Source organism: Corynebacterium sp. sy017, from assembly GCF_017918135.1.
Taxonomy (GTDB): Bacteria; Actinomycetota; Actinomycetes; order Mycobacteriales; family Mycobacteriaceae; genus Corynebacterium.
This window is the reverse complement of record NZ_RZUE01000001.1, coordinates 245,010-263,801: the sequence shown is the minus strand read 5'-3', so window position 1 is coordinate 263,801 and position 18,792 is coordinate 245,010. Positions and strand designations below refer to the sequence as shown.

General features: G+C 44.3%; 15 protein-coding genes. 6 read left to right on the top strand and 9 right to left on the bottom strand.

Going from position 1 to position 18,792, the window contains the following annotated elements:
- Nucleotides 1-93 precede the first annotated feature (93 nt).
- The gene (hrpA, locus tag EML15_RS01205; RefSeq protein WP_144273026.1) at nucleotides 94-4,017 is read right to left on the bottom strand and encodes an ATP-dependent RNA helicase HrpA; all 3,924 of its coding nucleotides are present in this window, start codon (nucleotides 4,015-4,017) and stop codon (nucleotides 94-96) included.
- A gap of 47 nt (nucleotides 4,018-4,064) precedes the next feature.
- Nucleotides 4,065-5,003, bottom strand: a complete 939-nt coding sequence (locus EML15_RS01200) for a hydrogen peroxide-inducible genes activator (RefSeq protein WP_144273025.1) — start codon at nucleotides 5,001-5,003, stop codon at nucleotides 4,065-4,067.
- Nucleotides 5,004-5,306: 303 nt separating this feature from the next.
- Between EML15_RS01200 and EML15_RS01195 the strand changes: the two genes are divergently transcribed.
- On the top strand, nucleotides 5,307-5,903 hold the full coding sequence (locus EML15_RS01195) for a peroxiredoxin (RefSeq protein ID WP_144273024.1): 597 nt from the start codon (nucleotides 5,307-5,309) through the stop codon (nucleotides 5,901-5,903).
- A 2-nt stretch (nucleotides 5,904-5,905) separates the two neighbouring features.
- Nucleotides 5,906-6,430, top strand: coding sequence for a carboxymuconolactone decarboxylase family protein (locus EML15_RS01190; RefSeq protein ID WP_144273023.1), 525 nt, complete (start codon nucleotides 5,906-5,908; stop codon nucleotides 6,428-6,430).
- 173 nt (nucleotides 6,431-6,603) lie between these two features.
- On the opposite strand, the gene EML15_RS01185 is transcribed toward EML15_RS01190, so the two are convergent.
- The gene (locus tag EML15_RS01185; protein ID WP_144273022.1) at nucleotides 6,604-9,123 is read right to left on the bottom strand and encodes a DEAD/DEAH box helicase; all 2,520 of its coding nucleotides are present in this window, start codon (nucleotides 9,121-9,123) and stop codon (nucleotides 6,604-6,606) included.
- 157 nt (nucleotides 9,124-9,280) lie between these two features.
- Nucleotides 9,281-10,357, bottom strand: coding sequence for a PAC2 family protein (locus EML15_RS01180; RefSeq protein ID WP_144273021.1), 1,077 nt, complete (start codon nucleotides 10,355-10,357; stop codon nucleotides 9,281-9,283).
- Between the two features lie 319 nt (nucleotides 10,358-10,676).
- On the opposite strand from EML15_RS01180, the gene EML15_RS01175 reads away from it, so the two are divergent.
- Nucleotides 10,677-11,783, top strand: a complete 1,107-nt coding sequence (locus EML15_RS01175) for a DUF4192 domain-containing protein (RefSeq protein ID WP_144273020.1) — start codon at nucleotides 10,677-10,679, stop codon at nucleotides 11,781-11,783.
- Between the two features lie 105 nt (nucleotides 11,784-11,888).
- On the opposite strand, the gene galE is transcribed toward EML15_RS01175, so the two are convergent.
- The 5 genes from galE to EML15_RS01150 form a co-directional block, all read right to left on the bottom strand.
- A complete protein-coding gene (gene galE, locus EML15_RS01170) occupies nucleotides 11,889-12,866 on the bottom strand; it encodes a UDP-glucose 4-epimerase GalE (protein WP_144273019.1) in 978 nt (325 codons plus the stop codon).
- Between the two features lie 52 nt (nucleotides 12,867-12,918).
- A complete protein-coding gene (locus EML15_RS01165; protein ID WP_144273018.1) occupies nucleotides 12,919-13,599 on the bottom strand; it encodes an iron dependent repressor, metal binding and dimerization domain protein in 681 nt (226 codons plus the stop codon).
- A 234-nt stretch (nucleotides 13,600-13,833) separates the two neighbouring features.
- Nucleotides 13,834-14,823, bottom strand: coding sequence for a sigma-70 family RNA polymerase sigma factor (locus EML15_RS01160; protein WP_144273017.1), 990 nt, complete (start codon nucleotides 14,821-14,823; stop codon nucleotides 13,834-13,836).
- Nucleotides 14,824-14,975: 152 nt separating this feature from the next.
- Nucleotides 14,976-15,440, bottom strand: a complete 465-nt coding sequence (gene dtd, locus EML15_RS01155) for a D-aminoacyl-tRNA deacylase (RefSeq protein ID WP_144273016.1) — start codon at nucleotides 15,438-15,440, stop codon at nucleotides 14,976-14,978.
- A 3-nt stretch (nucleotides 15,441-15,443) separates the two neighbouring features.
- A complete protein-coding gene (locus EML15_RS01150; RefSeq protein ID WP_246858048.1) occupies nucleotides 15,444-15,947 on the bottom strand; it encodes a DUF3099 domain-containing protein in 504 nt (167 codons plus the stop codon).
- A 60-nt stretch (nucleotides 15,948-16,007) separates the two neighbouring features.
- On the opposite strand from EML15_RS01150, the gene EML15_RS01145 reads away from it, so the two are divergent.
- The 3 genes from EML15_RS01145 (at nucleotide 16,008) to EML15_RS01135 (ending at nucleotide 18,666) form a co-directional block, all read left to right on the top strand.
- Nucleotides 16,008-16,247, top strand: a complete 240-nt coding sequence (locus EML15_RS01145) for a DUF3039 domain-containing protein (protein WP_144273015.1) — start codon at nucleotides 16,008-16,010, stop codon at nucleotides 16,245-16,247.
- Nucleotides 16,244-17,953, top strand: a complete 1,710-nt coding sequence (locus EML15_RS01140; protein WP_144273014.1) for a DEAD/DEAH box helicase — start codon at nucleotides 16,244-16,246, stop codon at nucleotides 17,951-17,953. Before EML15_RS01145 ends, EML15_RS01140 begins: the two co-directional genes overlap by 4 nt.
- Nucleotides 17,954-18,129: 176 nt before the next feature.
- Entirely contained in the window at nucleotides 18,130-18,666 is a 537-nt protein-coding gene (locus EML15_RS01135) for a DUF4190 domain-containing protein (protein ID WP_144273013.1), read from the top strand.
- Nucleotides 18,667-18,792: the final 126 nt, after the last annotated feature.

Sequence of the window (18,792 nt, the reverse complement as noted above, 5' to 3'; positions counted from 1 at the left end):
CTATTTAGTTTGGAGACGCAAAAGCCCCACCATGTGCTATATGCGTTAATTGTCTTTATCGAACGTGTTTTCTTCTGTAAAAGCAGGAAAGATTTATTGCAGAGCAGCAATAGCTTTAGAAATTTTATGTTCAGATACGCTTGTAGCAGTCCCTAGTTTTTGTGCGAATAGGCTTACTCGTAGTTCTTGCAACATCCACTTGATCCTATGCACAGATTGCGCAGGTGGTTTATGAGGCATATTATGTATTTTTTCTTCAAGACTCTGCTCTAGTTCATTGACTATCTTTTGTCGTGCCCGATCCTTAGCTGAGTTGTGTGCTGCATCATGAAGTCTGATGGAGATAGCTTGAATATATCGAGGAAGGTGCTTGAGTTGGTTGATACCATGAGTTGCTAATGCGTGAGGAGAAAGCAGAAAATCAAGTTGCTTTTTCATATCTTCGGCAGCTTGTCCAGTATGCTTTTCGAGTTGGTTTTTTATTGAAAAATAATCTACCAAACCAGGTGCAAGGGTAACGATAAATTGTCGTATCCGACCGGGGGCTTGTCGGGTAACAATATCTGCAAGCTGTTCATAGCGTTCTACAGATCGGCTCGGGCCGCCATTTTCTAAAATTAAGTCACGAATAGCAGTAACTTTGGCATCACTCATAAGCGCAGAAACCCCACCGTGAGGGTAGTTTTCTACCGCAACTTTTTGTTGCAAAGTTAATCCATTGATCATTTTTTGTGCCGATATGGAGATCTTACGCATGAGTAAAGTCAAAGTAGCGGTCAGCATTGCGCTATGTGCTGCTTGTTGTGATGGCATTGCTTTGATTGTTATTCCTTCGTTTGTGACTACCAAAGCAGGATATGTGGTGACTTTTTGCCCATCAACCACGCTAATAGCTTTTTCTGGAATATCACCTAAAGTTTCCTTTGACCACTGCGTTGCAGTGCTGTGCGGCATATCGATTGTTTTTGCCACAGAAGATTTGATTTTATCTGCTTGGCGGTTTTGCAATTCCACTAAATCACGGCTGGCATCTATGACCGCTCCAGAGCGATCGACGGCAGCAAAACGCATACGAAGATAAGCCGGTAGTGCGTGAGGAGAAAAATCATCTTCTCGTATTCCACCACGGCCTATTTTTTCTAATGCAGTGACAATTTGAGAGTAAAAGTTGCCCTGGCGTGGTGACAGCAGCGGAGATATTTTGGCTGCAAAATCAGGAGCGGGGACAAGAGTTCTCCTTATCTGCTTAGGCAAAGTTCGGATAAGCTCACTGAGCAGTTCAGCCCGAAGACCTGGAACAAGCCATTGAAAATCTTGAGGATCAAGATTAGCTAATAAAGGAACAGGAACATATACTGTAACGCCATCAGCCTCATGACCAGGCTCAAATCGATACTCTAACTCGAACTCTAAGTCATTGTGTTGCCAAGTATCAGGGAAATCTGCACCAGGTATATGCTCGGCGTCACTATTGAGCAGTGCATCAGGATCAAAATCTAGTAGTGAAGGATTTTTAGGACGGTTTCGTTTCCACCATCGGTCAAAACTGATTCCGTTATAGACTTCTCCTGAAATACGTTGGTCATAAAAATCGAATAAGCTATCTTCATCAATCACTAAATCACGGCGTCGTGTTTTTTCTTCTATCTCGGAAGCAGACTGCAGTTTCTGCATATTAGCGTGAAAAAATTTGTGATGTGTGTTCCAATCACCTTCAACAAGAGCGTGACGAATGAACAGCTCGCGTGCCTCTTTTTTATCTACCACATGGTATGAAGTCAAACGATTGCTAATGATCGGTACACCATAGAGAGTGGAATTTTGATATACCATCGCGCTAGCACGTTTAGCAGACCAATGAGGTTCAGAGTATTGGTGCTTGAGCACATCTTTTGCGTATTTTTCTACCCATGCGGGATCAATGCCAGCACTATTGCGTGCCCACAGTTTTGTTGTTTCCACAAGTTCTGCAGCCATAAGAAATTGAGGTGGTTTTTTAGCTAGTGCAGAACCAGGGAATATCATAAAACGAGTATTGCGAGTTCCCTGAAATTCCTTGGATTGATTCAGACGAATACCGATTTGAGAGAGAAAACCAGATAAAAGTGCCTGGTGAATAGAATCAGCATCCGGGACATGGTTATCTGCTTCGGGTTGCTCCCATCCAAGTTGATCCCCGATATTTTTAAGCTGGGCGACCAGATCCCACCATTCGCGGATCCGCATATAATGCAGATATTCCTGTTGGGTTAGTCGTCGAAAAGCATTGCCACTGAGTTTTGCGCGCTGGCTATCCAAGTAATTCCAGAGGCTAAGGTAGCCAAGAAAATCGCTAGTTTTGTCGTTGAATCGTGCATGAGCCTGATCAGCCTGAGCCTGATAATCTAATGGGCGCTCTCGTACATCTTGGATGCTCAATGCTGCAACGATGATGTATATATCATGTAGGCAACCAAGTTTTTCTCCTTCGATCAAAATGCGCCCCATACGCGGATCGAGTGGGATACGAGCTAATTTCTTCCCGACGGCACTCAAAGAGATATTTTCGGTTGCGGTACGCGAGTTAGTGCTGTGCGCAAGAGCACCAAGTTCGTGTAAAAGTAACAATCCATCCCTAATGGAGCGAGTATCTGGTTTTTCAATGAAAGGGAAACTCTCGATATCTCCTAGGTGCAGGCTTGCCATACGCAAAATGACATTGGCAAGATTTGTGCGCAGAATCTCTGGATCGCTAAAGCGTGGGCGCGCGTGAAAATCTTGTTCCGAATAGAGCCGGATGGCAATGCCTTCTGCAACACGGCCGCATCGACCGGATCGTTGATTGGCACTGGCTTGAGAAATTTTCTCAATGGGCAGTCGTTGTACTTTGTTTTTAACGGAGTACCTAGATACACGAGCTGTACCAGTATCAACTACATATCGGATACCTGGAACAGTAAGTGAAGTTTCCGCAATGTTTGTGGCTAAGACGATTCTCCTACCAGAGTGTGCGCTAAAAACACGATGCTGTTCCGCGTTCGATAATCTACCAAATAAGGGAGTGACTTCGGTATGCGCCCATTTCTGATTTTCAATTGCCTCCATGGCTGCACGAATATCTGCCTCACTGGGGAAAAAGCATAAGATATCGCCGGGACCGTAGGACATGAGTTCTTCAATTGCTTGAATGAGTCCATCAAGCGGGTCAAGGTCAATCGTAGTATCGCCATCTTCTCGCGTTAGTGGCCGATAAAGAATATCAACTGGGTAGGTACGCCCTGACACTTCAATAATTGGAGCAGGATTGCCGTCACTGTCACAAAAATGTTGTGCAAATCTATCTACATCAATGGTTGCAGATGTGATAATCACCTTCAGATCAGGTCGTTTGGGCAGTAATTGCTTGAGATACCCTAGGAGAAAGTCAATGTTGAGGCTACGCTCATGTGCTTCATCAATGATGATTGTGTCATAACGATTCAGGTAACGGTCTTTTTGCATTTCCGCCAGCAAAATACCATCAGTCATTAATTTGACTGAGGTGGTGTGATGTGCGTGATCGTCGAACCGGATTGTATAGCCCACGGTATTGCCCACAGGCTGATCAAGTTCTTCGGCGATACGTTCAGCTACAGTTCGCGCAGCTAGACGACGTGGTTGTGTGTGTCCAATAAGCCCTCGGATACCTCTACCAAGTTCTAAGCAGATCTTAGGTATTTGGGTTGTTTTGCCCGAGCCAGTTTCACCAGCGATAATAACAACTTGATGTTGCTCAATAGCTGCGGCAATATCATCTTTACGCGAGGTGACCGGCAAAGTTTCAGGATAAGTGATCGTCGGAATACTTAGGCGGCGTTTTTCCAAGCGATCTTGTGCCTCAGTAATGTCTTTTTCAATAGCTGCTAATGCTTGCGCAGAACGCGCTTTGGCAAGACGACGTCGAAAAGTTCTTTCTTCAGCAATGCTAACTTGGCTGAGTTTCTCATAAAGACATCGCGTGTGAGCAGTATGTTTATTACCGTGATGATGTTCAGACATGATTATTAGATGTTACCGCATAAATGCTAAAGCCTATCGACGTCCGCCTATGTAGTTGCAATGCTATGGTGAAAAGCTCGGTTGATGACTGTGCCTAATTTATGATATTCATCAGAACGCGAGCTTGAACTACGATAGATAAGACCTACTTGGCGAGCCGCAGAAACCTCATCACTGAAATATGCGGTTGCCACATCGACCCGCGAACATTCGATGGCAATTGCTGATTCGGGTACCAGAGTTCCGCCTAATTCAGAACTGATCAATTGCATCACTGTAGTTAATGATGAGGCACGGGTGTTACTGAAAGGTGAGTTGCTGGGGTTAATATCAACTTTTTTACATAAATTGACTGATTGTTCACGAAGACAGTGTCCGTCGTCAAGCAAAATAAGGTCAATATCTTTGAGATTGGTTAATTCTAAATCATTGCGTCCAGCAAGTGGGTGATTGCGGGGAACCACCATGACAAAGTTTTCTGAGTATAGCGATATTTCCTCAATGCCTGGTTGGTCAATGGGGAGAGCCAAAAGTGCGCAGTCTATTTGGCCATCTTTTAATAACTGCACCAGGTGTTGAGTTTGATCTTCAACGATGCGCAAATCCAGATCTGAGTAATCTTTATTTATTTCCGTTAAGAGCGGTGGGAGTATATAAGGTGCAATTGTGGGGATGATGCCTAATGTTAATGGTCCTGACAACATACCAGAGACGCCTTGTGCATGGGAAAGGAAAGAATCGGCAGAGTCTAGGACTGCTTTAGCGTAGGGGAGGAGTTCCTCACCTGCGGGAGTGATGATGACTCGTCGTGTTGATCTTTCAATAAGTTGTACTTCTAGACCTATTTCTAAAGCAGATAAGGCTTGCGAAAGGGAGGGCTGGGAGATGTGAAGTTTTTGAGCGGCAACTCCAAAGTGTTTGTTTTCTGCGATGGTGACAAAAGTGCGTAACTGAGCAAGCGTAGGGCGATATTCTTTATTGTTCATGCCTATTAACTATAGGCTTTTTTAGAAGAAAATCATATTGACGGGCAGGGGAAATATAGGTATAGTTAATTAAGCAAGGTTGTTTTCTAGGAAAATCCAATCAAAAGGTTGGTTTTTGTATTAGATTGCAGTTTTGCGGATTGATATAAAAGTGCATATTTCATTTCTTTGTGAGAATTCCTGCTTTCGCCTTACATTGCCGTTATAATGGTGATGCAGGTCATTGAGTGAAATATGTGTGATAAAGAGAATGCTTGTACGCCGTGTCACGCATTATGCCTGTGTGAATCAGATGGAGGAAAAATGACTATCAAGACTGTTGGGGAAAAATTCCCAGAATTTAAGCTTACTGCTCTTAAAGGCGGAGACTTGCACAATGTTAATGCGTCTCAGCCAGAAGACTACTTTGAGACAGTTTCTCTTGACTCCTATGAGGGCAAGTGGAAAGTAGTGTTCTTCTACCCTAAAGACTTCACTTTTGTCTGCCCAACCGAGATTGCCGCATTCGGTAAGCTTGATGAAGAATTCCAAGATCGCGATACTCAGATTCTTGGTGGTTCTACCGATAACGAGTTCTCTCACTTCAACTGGCGTGCAACACACCCAGAGCTTAAAGAAGTTCCTTTCCCAATGTTCTCTGACATCAAGCACGAGCTTATTCGTGAACTCGGTGTGGAAAATGCTGAAGGCGTTGCAGATCGTGCAACCTTCATCATTGATCCAGATGGAATCATCCAATTCGTATCTGTAACACCAGATGCTGTTGGTCGAAACGTGGATGAAGTTTTGCGTGTACTTGACGCATTGCAGTCTGAAGAAGTTTGTGCTTGTAACTGGCAAAAGAATGACCCAACCAAGAACATTGATAAATTCGCTGAGCTTCAAGAAGGGCTTAAGTAATCATGTCCATTGACAATCTCAAGTCTGCTCTACCAGAGTATGCAAAAGACCAAAAACTTAACCTTGGCTCTCTCGTACGTTCCACTGAACTTAGCGAACAACAGCTATGGGGAACATTATTGGCGAGTGCAGCAGCAACACGCAATGAGGCTGTATTTTCAGAAATCATTGATGAAGCAAAGGAACACTTGAGTGCAGAAGCCGTAGAAGCTGCACTTGGTGCTGCAACAGTTATGGCTATGAATAACGTTGCATACCGTGCAAAAAACTGGCTAGGCGATGATTACGCACAGGTGAAGTTCGGTTTGCGCATGAACATCATCTCAAAACCAGGTGTGGAAAAAGTTGACTTCGAGCTGTGGTCACTCGCTGCATCAGCAATCAATGGTTGCGAGCATTGCGCTGTTGCTCACGCAAACACAGTTCGTGAAGAAGGACTGACCAAAGAGCAGGTATGGGAAGCCGTTAAAATTGCTTCTGTAGTTCAAGCTGTTGCTCAAGCAACTCAAATTGAAGCTGCACGCTGAGAAGTATTTACTGGTAAATACATAAAACAGCTATTACGAGCCGTGCTATAGGAAAACAATTCTATGGCACGGCTTTGTGCGTAGGGAACACGGCAAGCCAATGTCATCTACCAATGCACAACTCTAGATATCTCTTTCGTCAGTGCATATTCTGATGCGCTCATGTAGCAAACTTAATACACAAACTCAATACTGCTCAGTCGTATTTCCTCAGCTGCGTCGCTCGCCGGAAGATCCACCACGCCAACAAGTCGGTAAGCGTTATCATTGTCTGGATCTTTCAGTATCTGTGTCACTTCCCAAGAAGATTCATCTTTTTTGATGGAAAAATACTCTCGTCCTCTAGCTTGGGCACTTGTATCAATATCGTCATACTCATCAAAATAGGCATCAAGACCTGCGACCCAGTCAGGTTGTTGCTCAAGGTAGTCTAATTTTTCCGCGAGTTGTGATTCTTTTTCATAAGCGAGCAGCACCACAAGTTGAAAGAAAAAGTTACGCACTGCAATCTCAAAGGCGCGCTTATTCGCAGTAAATGCATCAGGATTATCGACGCCAAAAGCAACCTCTTTTTCCAACATATCGCGGGAAATTGGCTGCTCTGGATCAGTGAGCTCTAACCACTCATTAACCAGGGAAGAATCAATGTGTTTGATACTTTCCCCAAGCCATTCAATGATATTTTCTAACTCTTCAGTCTTGTATTCCTGTGGCAGCGTATGCTCGAGCGTGCGCCAGGCATCAATGAGATAGCGCAGAACTACACCTTCAGCGCGTGCAAGACCATAAGCGGAAATAAGATCAGAAAAGGTCCAGCCTTTTTCTAACATTTCGCGGACGACGGATTTCGGGTGGATATCAAACTCTTTTGCCCAAGGATGTCCCTGGGTATAGCTGTGATAGGCATTGCTGAGCAAATCACCGAGAGGTTGTGGCCAAGTAATCTCGTCGATAGCTTTCATTTTTTCGCTATAGCTTGCGCCATCGGCATTAAGCGCAGCGAGCTCTGCACTTTTTGCTTCCTTTTGTTGCGCAATAAGCACTATGCGTGGGTCTTCTAGAATTGCCTCGAATACACTGATCACATCAAGTTCATAAGAAGGAGATTGTTTATCAAGTAATTCCAAAGCTGCCAAGGCGAAAGGCGATAACGGCTGGTTGAGCGCAAAATCATATTGCAACTCCTGTGTAAGCTGATAACGACCATTACCTGCAACTACAATTCCTGCATTGACTAAGCCACGCACTAATTCAATAGCAGTCAAAATATCTTGATTTTGCTGTCGACGACTATTGTGGTTTGTTCTTAGCAAATGCTGCATATGAGCATAGGTATCTCCGCCACGCGCAATAACATTAAGCAGCATGGAGTTACTTACCTTGAATTGACTTTGCAAGGGTTCTGCCGGGGCGTCGATAAGTCGCTTATAAGTATTTTCTGTCCAACCGACTTCACCCTCTCGGGTAGATTTTTTACGAATCTTCTTAATTTTTTTCGGATCGCTACCTGCTCGTTGCCTAGCACGCCAATTTTCTATTTCATGTTCAGTCGCCTGGATAACGACATAACCTGTGCTATCGAATCCAGCTCGCCCAGCGCGCCCGGCAATTTGATGAAACTCACGAGAGCTAATGATGCGTTGCTTATTTCCGTCGAATTTTGCCAAACTACATAGCAACACAGTGCGAATAGGGACATTGATTCCCACTCCAAGAGTATCTGTCCCGCAAATAACTTTTAACAAACCAGTTTGTGACAATTTTTCTACTAATCGACGGTACTTCGGTAACATACCTGCGTGATGAACACCAATACCACGGCGTAATAATTTCGATAGCGTATGACCAAAGGTAGTGCTGAACCGAAAATTTCCGATATGCTGCGCAATGCGTTCTTTAGTCTCTTGGTCAATAATCGTTATACTGCTGAGAGCTTGAGCACGTTCAATTGCTTCACGCTGGGTAAAGTGAACAACATAGATGGGTGCTTTATCGTTTTTTAGTAGTGTTTCGATAGTTTCATGCACAGGCGTATAAACAAAGTCAAACTCTAATGGCACCGGGCGTTGTGAATGTGCGCCGACCAGGGTTGTTTTTCGATTGGTTCTTTTGCTTAGATCAGCACTCAGCTGTGTTGTGTCTCCAAGAGTAGCTGACATGAGTAAGAATTGTGCATGGGGTAATTCTAATAGGGGAACTTGCCATGACCAACCACGTTGAGGATCAGAATAATAATGGAACTCGTCCATAATTACTTGATCTATATGTGCGTTTGCTCCTTCACGCAGCGCCATATTTGCGACGATTTCTGCAGTGGCACAAATAATTGGCGCCTGGGAATTAACTGATGCATCGCCAGTCATCATGCCGACAGATTCTGGACCAAAAATTTCACATAGCGCGAAGAACTTTTCGCTTACCAGGGCTTTAATTGGCGCAGTATAAAAACTGCGCTGGCCACGTGCTAGGGCTATGAAATGTGCGGCAATAGCTACCATAGATTTTCCCGAGCCAGTAGGCGTGGCGAGAATAACATTATCACCAGTCAATATACTCAGCGCAGCTTCTTCTTGAGCAGGGTAGAGCTGTATATTCCGAGTACGCACCCAACCTAAGAATGAGTCAAAGATAGATTCATCAACGAAAGATTCTGGTACTTCTGCAAGATCGGGCAGCATACTGGAAAGATTCATATTTTCTTACAATAGTCGCAATCCGTGATAGACGAAACCATATCCTCTCAATGGTATAGCCCTGAGGAACACTGAGAACTCAGGGTTTATTGCTTGTGTGCTAAAACCACCACAGATATTATGCCTGAGAAAATACGTGCAATGATGGTGACAAGAGTTATTCTTCTCTTTCAGTATTTTCCTGTGCATCATTGGTTGGAGGCAGATCCACGTCAATTGAGGTTTCTGCATCCACAATAGGCGCATCAATGATGTACTCTTGGCTGTTCTGGTGATTATCACGCGCATCGGTAGTGTCGAAATCTTCGAGAGCGGCTAGGAATTGCTCAAATTCAGCTCCCAAAGTTTCTCCACTAGGTACTTCAGACTCTAAAGCAGATTCACCAGGCATGAGTGCGTGGGGATGGCGTTGCCGATAGCGTTCTAATTCCTCATCGTATTGTTGCTCAAGCATATGTACTACTTGTTGGATCTCGGAAGAACTAGATACTTGTTCTTCAATCGATAGCGCAACTTGTTCAGCATCAATAACTAAGGAGTTAAGCGGAAAATCTAGATCAGTAGCTGTAGATACTGCTTGCAATAGCCCTAATGTAGCTTGTGGGTAGGACGATGACGCTAGATAATGTGGTACATGAGCTGTATAGCCAGCGACATTACGTCCTTGTTTGTTTAATAAGCGCTCGAGCATGAGCGATGCTGAGCCAGGGACTGTATAAGAGGCATCAAGAGAGAATTGTTTTTCTAACAGTTTGGGTGAATTCCCATGAGCGCTTACTACTAAGGGACGAGTATGGGGAACTGTCATCGGAGCAGCATACAAACAAATGGTCTGGCTTACCTGGAATTTTTCTACTAAAGATGCAACCGCTGCGGTAAATGCTTCCCAACGAATATCAGGTTCTGGGCCGCTTAGCAATAAAAACGAGCGACCAGAAGTATCTTTTACTGCGTTAATACTTAAATGTAGTTCTGCGATTCCTTCAACTGAGTTATTATCAATAACCACGCCTGGACGCCGTGCTCTGTAGTCAATCAGCTCATCATTATTAAAACTTGCTAAAAGACGATGGTCTAGTGCAGAAAGCAAAAAGGATGCACTTTCATTGATGGCTTGACCTGCATCAGCATAACCTTCAAGTGCCACGATAAGAGTAGGACCTTCTTCACCAGATCGAGATACCTCAGGAGCTGGAAATTGAAGTTCATACATACTGGAATCATAATTATGCATGGTTTCCTCCTCTATCTATCTCTATGCACGTTCTATTCATATATTTATCAATACTATCGTTTTTGACAACAAAAAGGCTGATATTAGCACCTATCTGTATGCATGGATTTTGCATCACTTGTCGAGGTATCTACTACAACGCACACTATCGGAAATATGTTCCCTTCATTATGGATTTTCTAAGTAGCATTGCAGAAAACAAGAAAAATAAAGAGCGTAATTGTGCATAACTTACGAGACTGACTATTTATCCACAGAAAAATAGTAGCTATCGACGAAACACTATGCAGGTGGCAATAAAATTGGCATTGTCTTTTGTGTGAATACACAACGAAACGATGACATAACGATGAAGCAGCTTCTTGCTGATATTCCAGGGCACTTTGGCTACTACCCGGAAGAATCAGTAGTTTTTTTAAGTTTTCGCCATGTAAAAAATAATGCAACGGTTACACATACAGATAGTGAGAATACGTGGAGCATATGTAGCGATAATATAGAGCCTGGTCCAATCATTCGCCTTAGTCTTGCAGATTTGGATTATGCTCATGATGTTGGAGTAGCAGTACGTTCCATAGGAGCCAACATTGTTCTGGCAGTAATTATTACTCGAGAAAACGTCGATAAGCTGGATGAATTACACGCAAAACTTATGCATATTGCTAATGATGCTGTGTCGGAAATAGTTGGTTGTTGGTGGGTACCAGAAATTAAAACAGAAGCAGAGTACCAATTGCTCTTTGCAGATGAAAATTTCTTTCCTGATATGGAAAAGAATTCACAGTGGTATCAAGGAAAAGTTGCTTTTATTTCTTGTTCTCCTGTAATGCAAGCCATAATGAGAAAAGGTGAATTGCCTGATCTCACTCGGGAGGAAGCAATGGATTATTTTTCTCATCGGTATTCTGCCTTTTCAGCAGATAAAAGAGAACAACTCAATAAAATTGCAGTCAGCAATGGCATGAATTTACAAATTCAGATGTTTTCAGAGAATATTTCCGTTTCAGAGCTATTAACAGAATTTGAGAAAGAGCTATTGTGTACTGACGATAGGACAGCCTATAACAGTGAATTACTTGTGTTCTTTGCTGCACATTTTGCTACAAGTTTTGTTCGCGACAGAATTATTTTGGCGCTGCTTAACCAGCCTCAAGCAGCGAAAATTATTTTGCTAGCAGTTGCTAGATCCTTTTCTGGTGAGATCCGGGCTAATGCTTTGACACTTTTTGCCATTTTAGTGTTTATATATGGTCCGCATTTTAGGGGAGTGATTGCGTTACAACAGGCACAACTAGCTGTCCCAGGGCATATTTTGAGCAAACTTATTCTCAAAGGCTATCAGCGGGGAATGACCAAAGAGCTTCTTGGTGCCATCTGCCGGGGTGCTCGTGAGAGCATAGAAGATACATGGCCTGTGAGAGATTGACGGCAATAATTCTTCTACCACTGTACTAAGAGACTGAGAGGCCAGGCGCCCTAGAGTAAATTATGCTGGCGTAGGCAACAACACATACGCCAGCATAAAAGCACCTTAACGATCTGTATGTGAACGGGCATATTCAGAGGTGAAAGCCCAGGCATCCTGAACAATGGTGTGCAAATCGGTACGTGTTGGTTGCCAGTTAAGTTCAGTTATTGCCTTATCTGAAGAAGCGATCAAAACAGCGGGATCACCAGCTCTACGTGGTGCTTCTTGTGCAGGAATGGGGTGTCCAGTTACTTGCCTGCACATATCAATAACTTCTTTGACAGAAAAACCAGTGCCAGAGCCTAGGTTAAATATTCTGTGTTCAGCGGGAACATTGGAGTCAAGTGCAAGGCAGTGTGCTTCGGCAAGATCACGGATATGAATATAATCGCGGATACAGGTTCCATCCGGGGTAGGCCAATCTGTGCCATAGATGGAAATATGATCACGCTGACCAAGTGCTACCTGAAGGACAAGCGGAATAAGATGAGTCTCAATTTCACGGATTTCACCAAGATTGCCATATGCACCTGCGACGTTGAAATAGCGCAGGCTGGTAGCAGCGATACCATATGCTTTGCAATAAGAAGAAATGGCATAATCGATGGCGAGTTTTGTTGCACCGTAAGGATTAGTGGGCTGAGTGGGGTTTAATTCCGTGATTGGTGTGTTCTCCGGTTCCCCATATGTAGCGGCGGTAGAGGAAAAAACCAGGTTGGTGACATTATTGTCTTTCATGGCGTTGAGGAGAGTTAAAGTGGTAATAACATTATCTCGCCAGTATTCATCTGGTTTTTCAACAGATTCTCCTACCAGAGAACGTGCTGCAAAGTGTACAACACCATCGAAGTCGCCACTGGAAAGCACCTGTGAAGCAACATCGTCGACATTGCCTTCAATGAAAGTTGCTTCTGCTGGGATGGCCCAACTGTTTCCTGTGGAAAGATTATCGACAATAACGACCTCATGCCCTTTTTCTAGAAGAACCTTTGCACACACACTGCCGACGTAACCAGCTCCGCCAGTGACCAATAATTTCATCGTATTCTGATCCTTAATGCTTTATATTTCTATGGAATGCAACCAAAAGTGTTTAGATTTCTTCAATATGAACTGCGTGGGCTAGGTCGTCGATAAGCTCGATTGTTTTTCCGTTAGCAGATAGGAAAATGTGACCTGACTTGTTCTCGAATTGCACTTCACTGCCGATTGTAATTCCGGCATTAAGCAGAGCTCGGAATTGATCAGAATCATCTTGAAGAATCTCATTAATCTGCACAATACGCACAGTGCGAGGTTCTCCAACTGGTGCATCAATAGTGCGTACTCCTGTACTTGTGTTAGAGACTCCTTCGACACCTAAATCTTGAAGTCCTGGAATAGGGTTACCAAAAGGGGAGCGTTCAACGTCATCAAGTACATCCACAAGACGTCGCTCTACTTCGTCACTCATGACGTGCTCCCAGCGACATGCCTCGCTATGTACTTTTTGGATATCAAGCCCAATAACATCGGTGAGTAAGCGTTCTGCAAGACGATGTTTACGCATTACAGCAGTGGCAAGGGCACGCCCTTTATCCGTCATTTCTAAACTACGATCTGCGCTAACATGTACAAGTCCATCTCGTTCCATGCGAGCTACTGTTTGGCTTACCGTGGGACCTGATTGTTCTAGTCGTTCAGCAATACGCGCTCGGAGTGGAGTAATGCCTTCTTCTTCTAGTTCATAAATCGTGCGGAGATACATTTCTGTGGTATCGACTAGATCTTTCACGGTTATACCTCAATTCCTTAAAACACTATGCGCTAATTATTTAATAATTATATAAAGATTAATGTACTTGGCATATGTATCATCAGATAATGTTAAATACTAACGAAAAATCTGCTAGCTTTCTTATCACCTTGATACAACGATCATACACAAGACAAAACTATAAGCAGGGGTAAAGATTAAAAAAGATGACAACCATATAGCATATGGTTGTCATCATCAGCCAAGGGGCTATTACAGCGCATATTCTCGCAGACGATCAGCGTGTGCGCCTCCGCGAAGTTTTGACATTACTTCCCGTTCTATTTGCCGGACACGCTCGCGAGACAGACCAAACTCACGACCAATTTGATCCAAAGTGCGCGGGACACCGTCGTCTAGACCATAACGCATACGAATGACATCTTGTTCACGTTGTTCGAGAGTACCTAAGACCTCACGAATATCAGAGTGGCGCAATGAAGCAACTACCGCAGCTTCAGCATCAGCTGCTTCTGAATCTTCAATAAAGTCACCTAAAGGTGCCTCTTCATCTGCCCCCACAGGCATATCCAAACTTACTGGGTCACGCGACTGCCGCAAGAGCATCTCAATCTTGGACTCATCAATTCCTGATTCTTCGGCAAGTTCCTCATTTGTTGCCTCACGTCCTAGATGCTGATACATTTCGCGCTTGATACGTGAAAGTTTATTGACTTGTTCTACTAAATGCACTGGTAAACGAATTGTGCGAGATTGATCGGCCATGCCGCGTGTAATGGCTTGGCGAATCCACCATGTAGCATAAGTAGAGAACTTAAATCCCTTGGTATAGTCGAATTTTTCCATAGCGCGGATAAGACCCAAGTTTCCTTCTTGAATGAGATCCAATAATGGCATCCCACGTCCGGTATAGCGCTTAGCAAGGGAAACGACAAGGCGTAAATTTGCCTCCAAAAGATGCGATCGAGCTTTGCGTCCTTCCTTGACAAGGACTTTAAGATCACGTTTCTTTGCACGAGTAAGCTGATCAGCAGAGTTTTCTAGAAGGTACTCAGCATAAAGACCTGTTTCGATAGTTTGCGCTAGATGAACCTCATCTTCGGCAGTAAGCAAAGCGGTCTTACCGATACCATTGAGATACACACGAACAAGATCTGCTGAGGGATTATCATTCGTATGCCCTCGACGGCTACCCTGATCGACTTCTTCAGCTTCATAATCCTGTATGGAAGGGCTAGTCACCTTGCTACCTCCTGAAATCGGTGTTCTATATGAAGTAACGGGTTAGGTCATGCTTTTGTTCCCACCCCATTCAGAATATTTTTCAGTATCGAAACCCCATTACCGATCATTACCGATCAGAAGAAGCAACCCGTAGAGGTACAAAGCTCACATTAGGTTTCTACCAACACAGTAAAAGGACCGTCGTTAGTGGAAGAAACTTTCATATGCGCACCGAATTGTCCTTGCTCTACATATATGCCACGCTCGCGCAATAAAAGAGCTACTTCTTCTATGAGCGGGTGAGCAAGTTCAGAAGGAGCAGCCTCAGACCAAGAAGGCCGTCGTCCTTTTGCTGTTTGCCCTAACAAAGTAAATTGACTTACTAATAAAACTGGGGCGTGAGCCTGTTCAACATTCTTTTCGCCTGCCAAAATACGTAGTTCAGCAATTTTTCTTGCCATCAATGCTGCATCAGTGCTGTCATCACTACGAGCAACTCCCACCAGGGCTAAAATACCGCCGCTATCTGAGCACTTTATTTCAGCAATTTTTTCCCAACATTCTGTGCCGTCGTTATTATTTTCTCGCTTTACTCGTACATCCGCGTAGCTCACTCGAGTTAATACTGCTTTCATAATTTATTCCTCGTCTGATGCATTGTCATCAGGTGTATTAGTAGAATGTTCTCTATCATTTTTTGATTGCGTGTGGTGCTCCTCAAGCGCTGCTTGCTGTGCACTAATTTCTTGTTGAGCTCTTATCAACGCAGGCTTATATACTTGTTGTTCCCGCTTATCTCGACGCTGCCCAGTTTCATTAGCAATGACAACAGCTATCCACGGTAACGGAATGGACACCAAGAACAGAATCGTCGAAAGCGCGATATTGTGCATGAAAAAATACGTCAGAGCTGCCAATAGCAGAAAAGGGATTCGCAACCCTTGCAACCAGGTATAAGTCTTTTTGCGACGCTTTCTATTTTGCTCCGGACTTTGTTTGGCATCAGTAATGAGCACAGCTGTGCGTCTGCGCATTGGCCGAGATACAAAATCCAGTATCTGCCCTATACGTGGGCGACGCGAAGGGAAATTATCATCAGATGATTGCTCATGCTCGACAATTGTCCCACGAAAGTTACTCATATTAGCCAAGCGTAGCCCCATTATGTGCTTTCGGCATAGAAGTGGGGCATTATAGATGAGGTGAGCACTTCAACGCAGACACTGGAACGTCCGGATACTCGGGAAAAAATCAGCACTGGGGACGATACACCTCAATTTTTCCACTATGTCAAAAAAGACCAAATAGTTGATTCTGCCATTTCAGGGAAAATGGTTGTTGCCTTGTGCGGTGAAACTTTTCCAGTAACAAAACAAGCCAAACCAGGATCACCTGTATGTCCAGATTGCGAGAGAATCTATCGAGGTCTACGTAAGAAGTGAGTGATAACCTTCGCGCCTGGCAGCGCAAGGCGCTCAGCAAATACTTAATGACCAATCCACGTGATTTCCTTGCTGTGGCAACACCTGGAGCGGGAAAAACAACCTTTGCATTGCGAGTAGCAACTGAGCTGAAAACCCAACATACCGTGGATCGGGTAATCGTGGTCGTTCCTACAGAGCATCTTAAGCAACAGTGGTCGGGAGCTGCTGCGCGAGTTGGGCTTGCTCTTGATCCAAAGTTTAAGAACACTGATGCAGTAAACCCGCATTATGACGGAATTGTTGTTACCTATGCGCAGGTGGCAATGCACCCTTATAAGCATTACAGCATTGCCACGGCAAAGCGATCATTGGTGATTATGGATGAGATTCATCATGGCGGTGATACAAAAAGCTGGGGAGATGGAATTCGAGAAGCCTATTCTGATGCTGAGCGACGTTTAGCACTTACTGGTACTCCGTTTCGATCTGATGATTCTCCCATTCCGTTTGTTCGCTATGAAGAAGACGGCGAAGGACACTTAGTCTCGCAGTCGGATCATACTTATGCGTATGCAGACGCACTAGCAGATGGGGTAGTGCGCCCTGTGGTTTTTCTTGCTTACTCGGGTGAAGCTCGGTGGCGTACAAGTGCTGGGGAAGAGTATGCTGCCCGCTTAGGTGAACCGCTCAATGCTGAACAAACAGCTCGTGCATGGAAAACCGCTCTTGATCCTCGTGGTGATTGGATACCTGCAGTCCTTCGTGCTGCTCATACTCGGCTAATGCAACTGCGCAAGCATATCCCTGATGCAGGTGGCTTGGTGATTGCAACTGATAAGACAACAGCTCGTGCTTATGCGAAAATTTTAGAAGCATTGTCGTCTACGCCTGTGTCAGTTATTTTGTCTGATGAGACTGGTGCCTCACAAAGGATTGAGGATTTTTCTGATGGCACTGATGAGTGGATGGTCGCTGTGCGTATGGTTTCTGAAGGGGTTGACGTGCCTCGTCTTGCTGTAGGCGTCTATGCTACAAGTTCTTCTACGCCGTTGTTCTTTGCCCAGGCGATTGGGCGCTTTGTGCGTTCGCGGAAAAAAGGTGAAACGGCATCAGTATTTTTACCGTCAGTGCCAGTCTTGCTTGACTTAGCAGCAAAATTAGAAACATCACGTGATCATGTTCTTGGCAAACCTGATCGCCCTAAAGAAGGGTGGGATGATGAATTATTGGCAGCAGCTAATAAACAAGAGACACATAAAGATGAGTTGCCTGCTTATGAGTCGATTGGGGCAGAAGCAGAGTTAGATGCATTGATTTATGATGGCTCTTCGTATGGAACTGGTACACGTGTCGGTTCGGAAGAAGAAGCGGATTTTCTTGGGTTACCGGGTTTACTTGATGCAGAGCAAATGCGGGCGTTGCTCAATAAACGTCAGAGTGCGCAATTAGATGCTCGCCAAGCTGAAGATAAGCGGCGGCAAAAAGAGGAAGAGCAGCGTCGAAAAGCTCAGAAAATGCAGGGTGCACAGTCTCAGGTGACGAGTCAAGAAATTCCAAAGCTACGTAAAGAGCTCAACGCTTTGGTTGCCATTACTGCTTCGCGTACTGGGCGACCGCATGGGGCTATTCATACGGAGGCGCGAAAAAAGTGTGGTGGGCCGCCGACTGCGATGTGTTCTGCTGAGCAATTGCGGGCTCGGATTGAATACTTACGACGTTGGTAAAATTCTTTTATTAACTTAAAGCTATAAGTGTTTTCTAATAACAAAATAATAACGAAGTGATGATGATAGCTGCGGTACTTTTCAGGTTGCCCTACTATGGCAGTAGATGTTTTTCCACTTCGAGTGAATAAAAATCATAGGCATATAGATACAGATTAAGGAAGACGCAAAGAATTATGAGTAATCCCTATGCTCCTGGAACACCACAACCTAATCAGGAATCGAATGGCAGTACAGCCTCAGGTTATACGCAGTATCAGGAAAATGGTGCTCAGGGTATTACACCAGGAACAGATGCAAACACCTATTCTCCTTATTCAGCAGCACAACCACAACCACTTAGCGGTTATCCCGCTTCTTACAGGCAACCAGAAGTAAACGCTCTCGCACCTTGGGCGATGGGTATTGGTATCGCATCACTATTCCTCGGTGTGACCATCTTGTTGCCTATTGCTGGCTTAGTGTTGTCCATCCTTGCGCTACGAAAAGCAGCGAAAATGTCTGATACCGATCAAAAGCGCAAAGGTATGGCGATTACCGGACTCGTGACATCAATCATTTCTCTCATTATTACTGCTATCGTGGCAGTATTTTTCACCATGTTCGTTCTCGGCATTAAAGATGAGGTACAACACTGCGATGACATTACTTCCACCCAGCAAGAACTTGATCAGTGCATCGAAAAAACTATCGATGACTATGTGAACGGCTAATGTGAGCAAGTGATGGAGTGTTCGTGCTTTTACTCGTGTCACATTACTGAGTAGGCACAAGAAGAGCATTATCTTCAGAAGATAAGAGGGGCAGGTGTTAGCTATGGAAGCTATAAATCTGCCCCT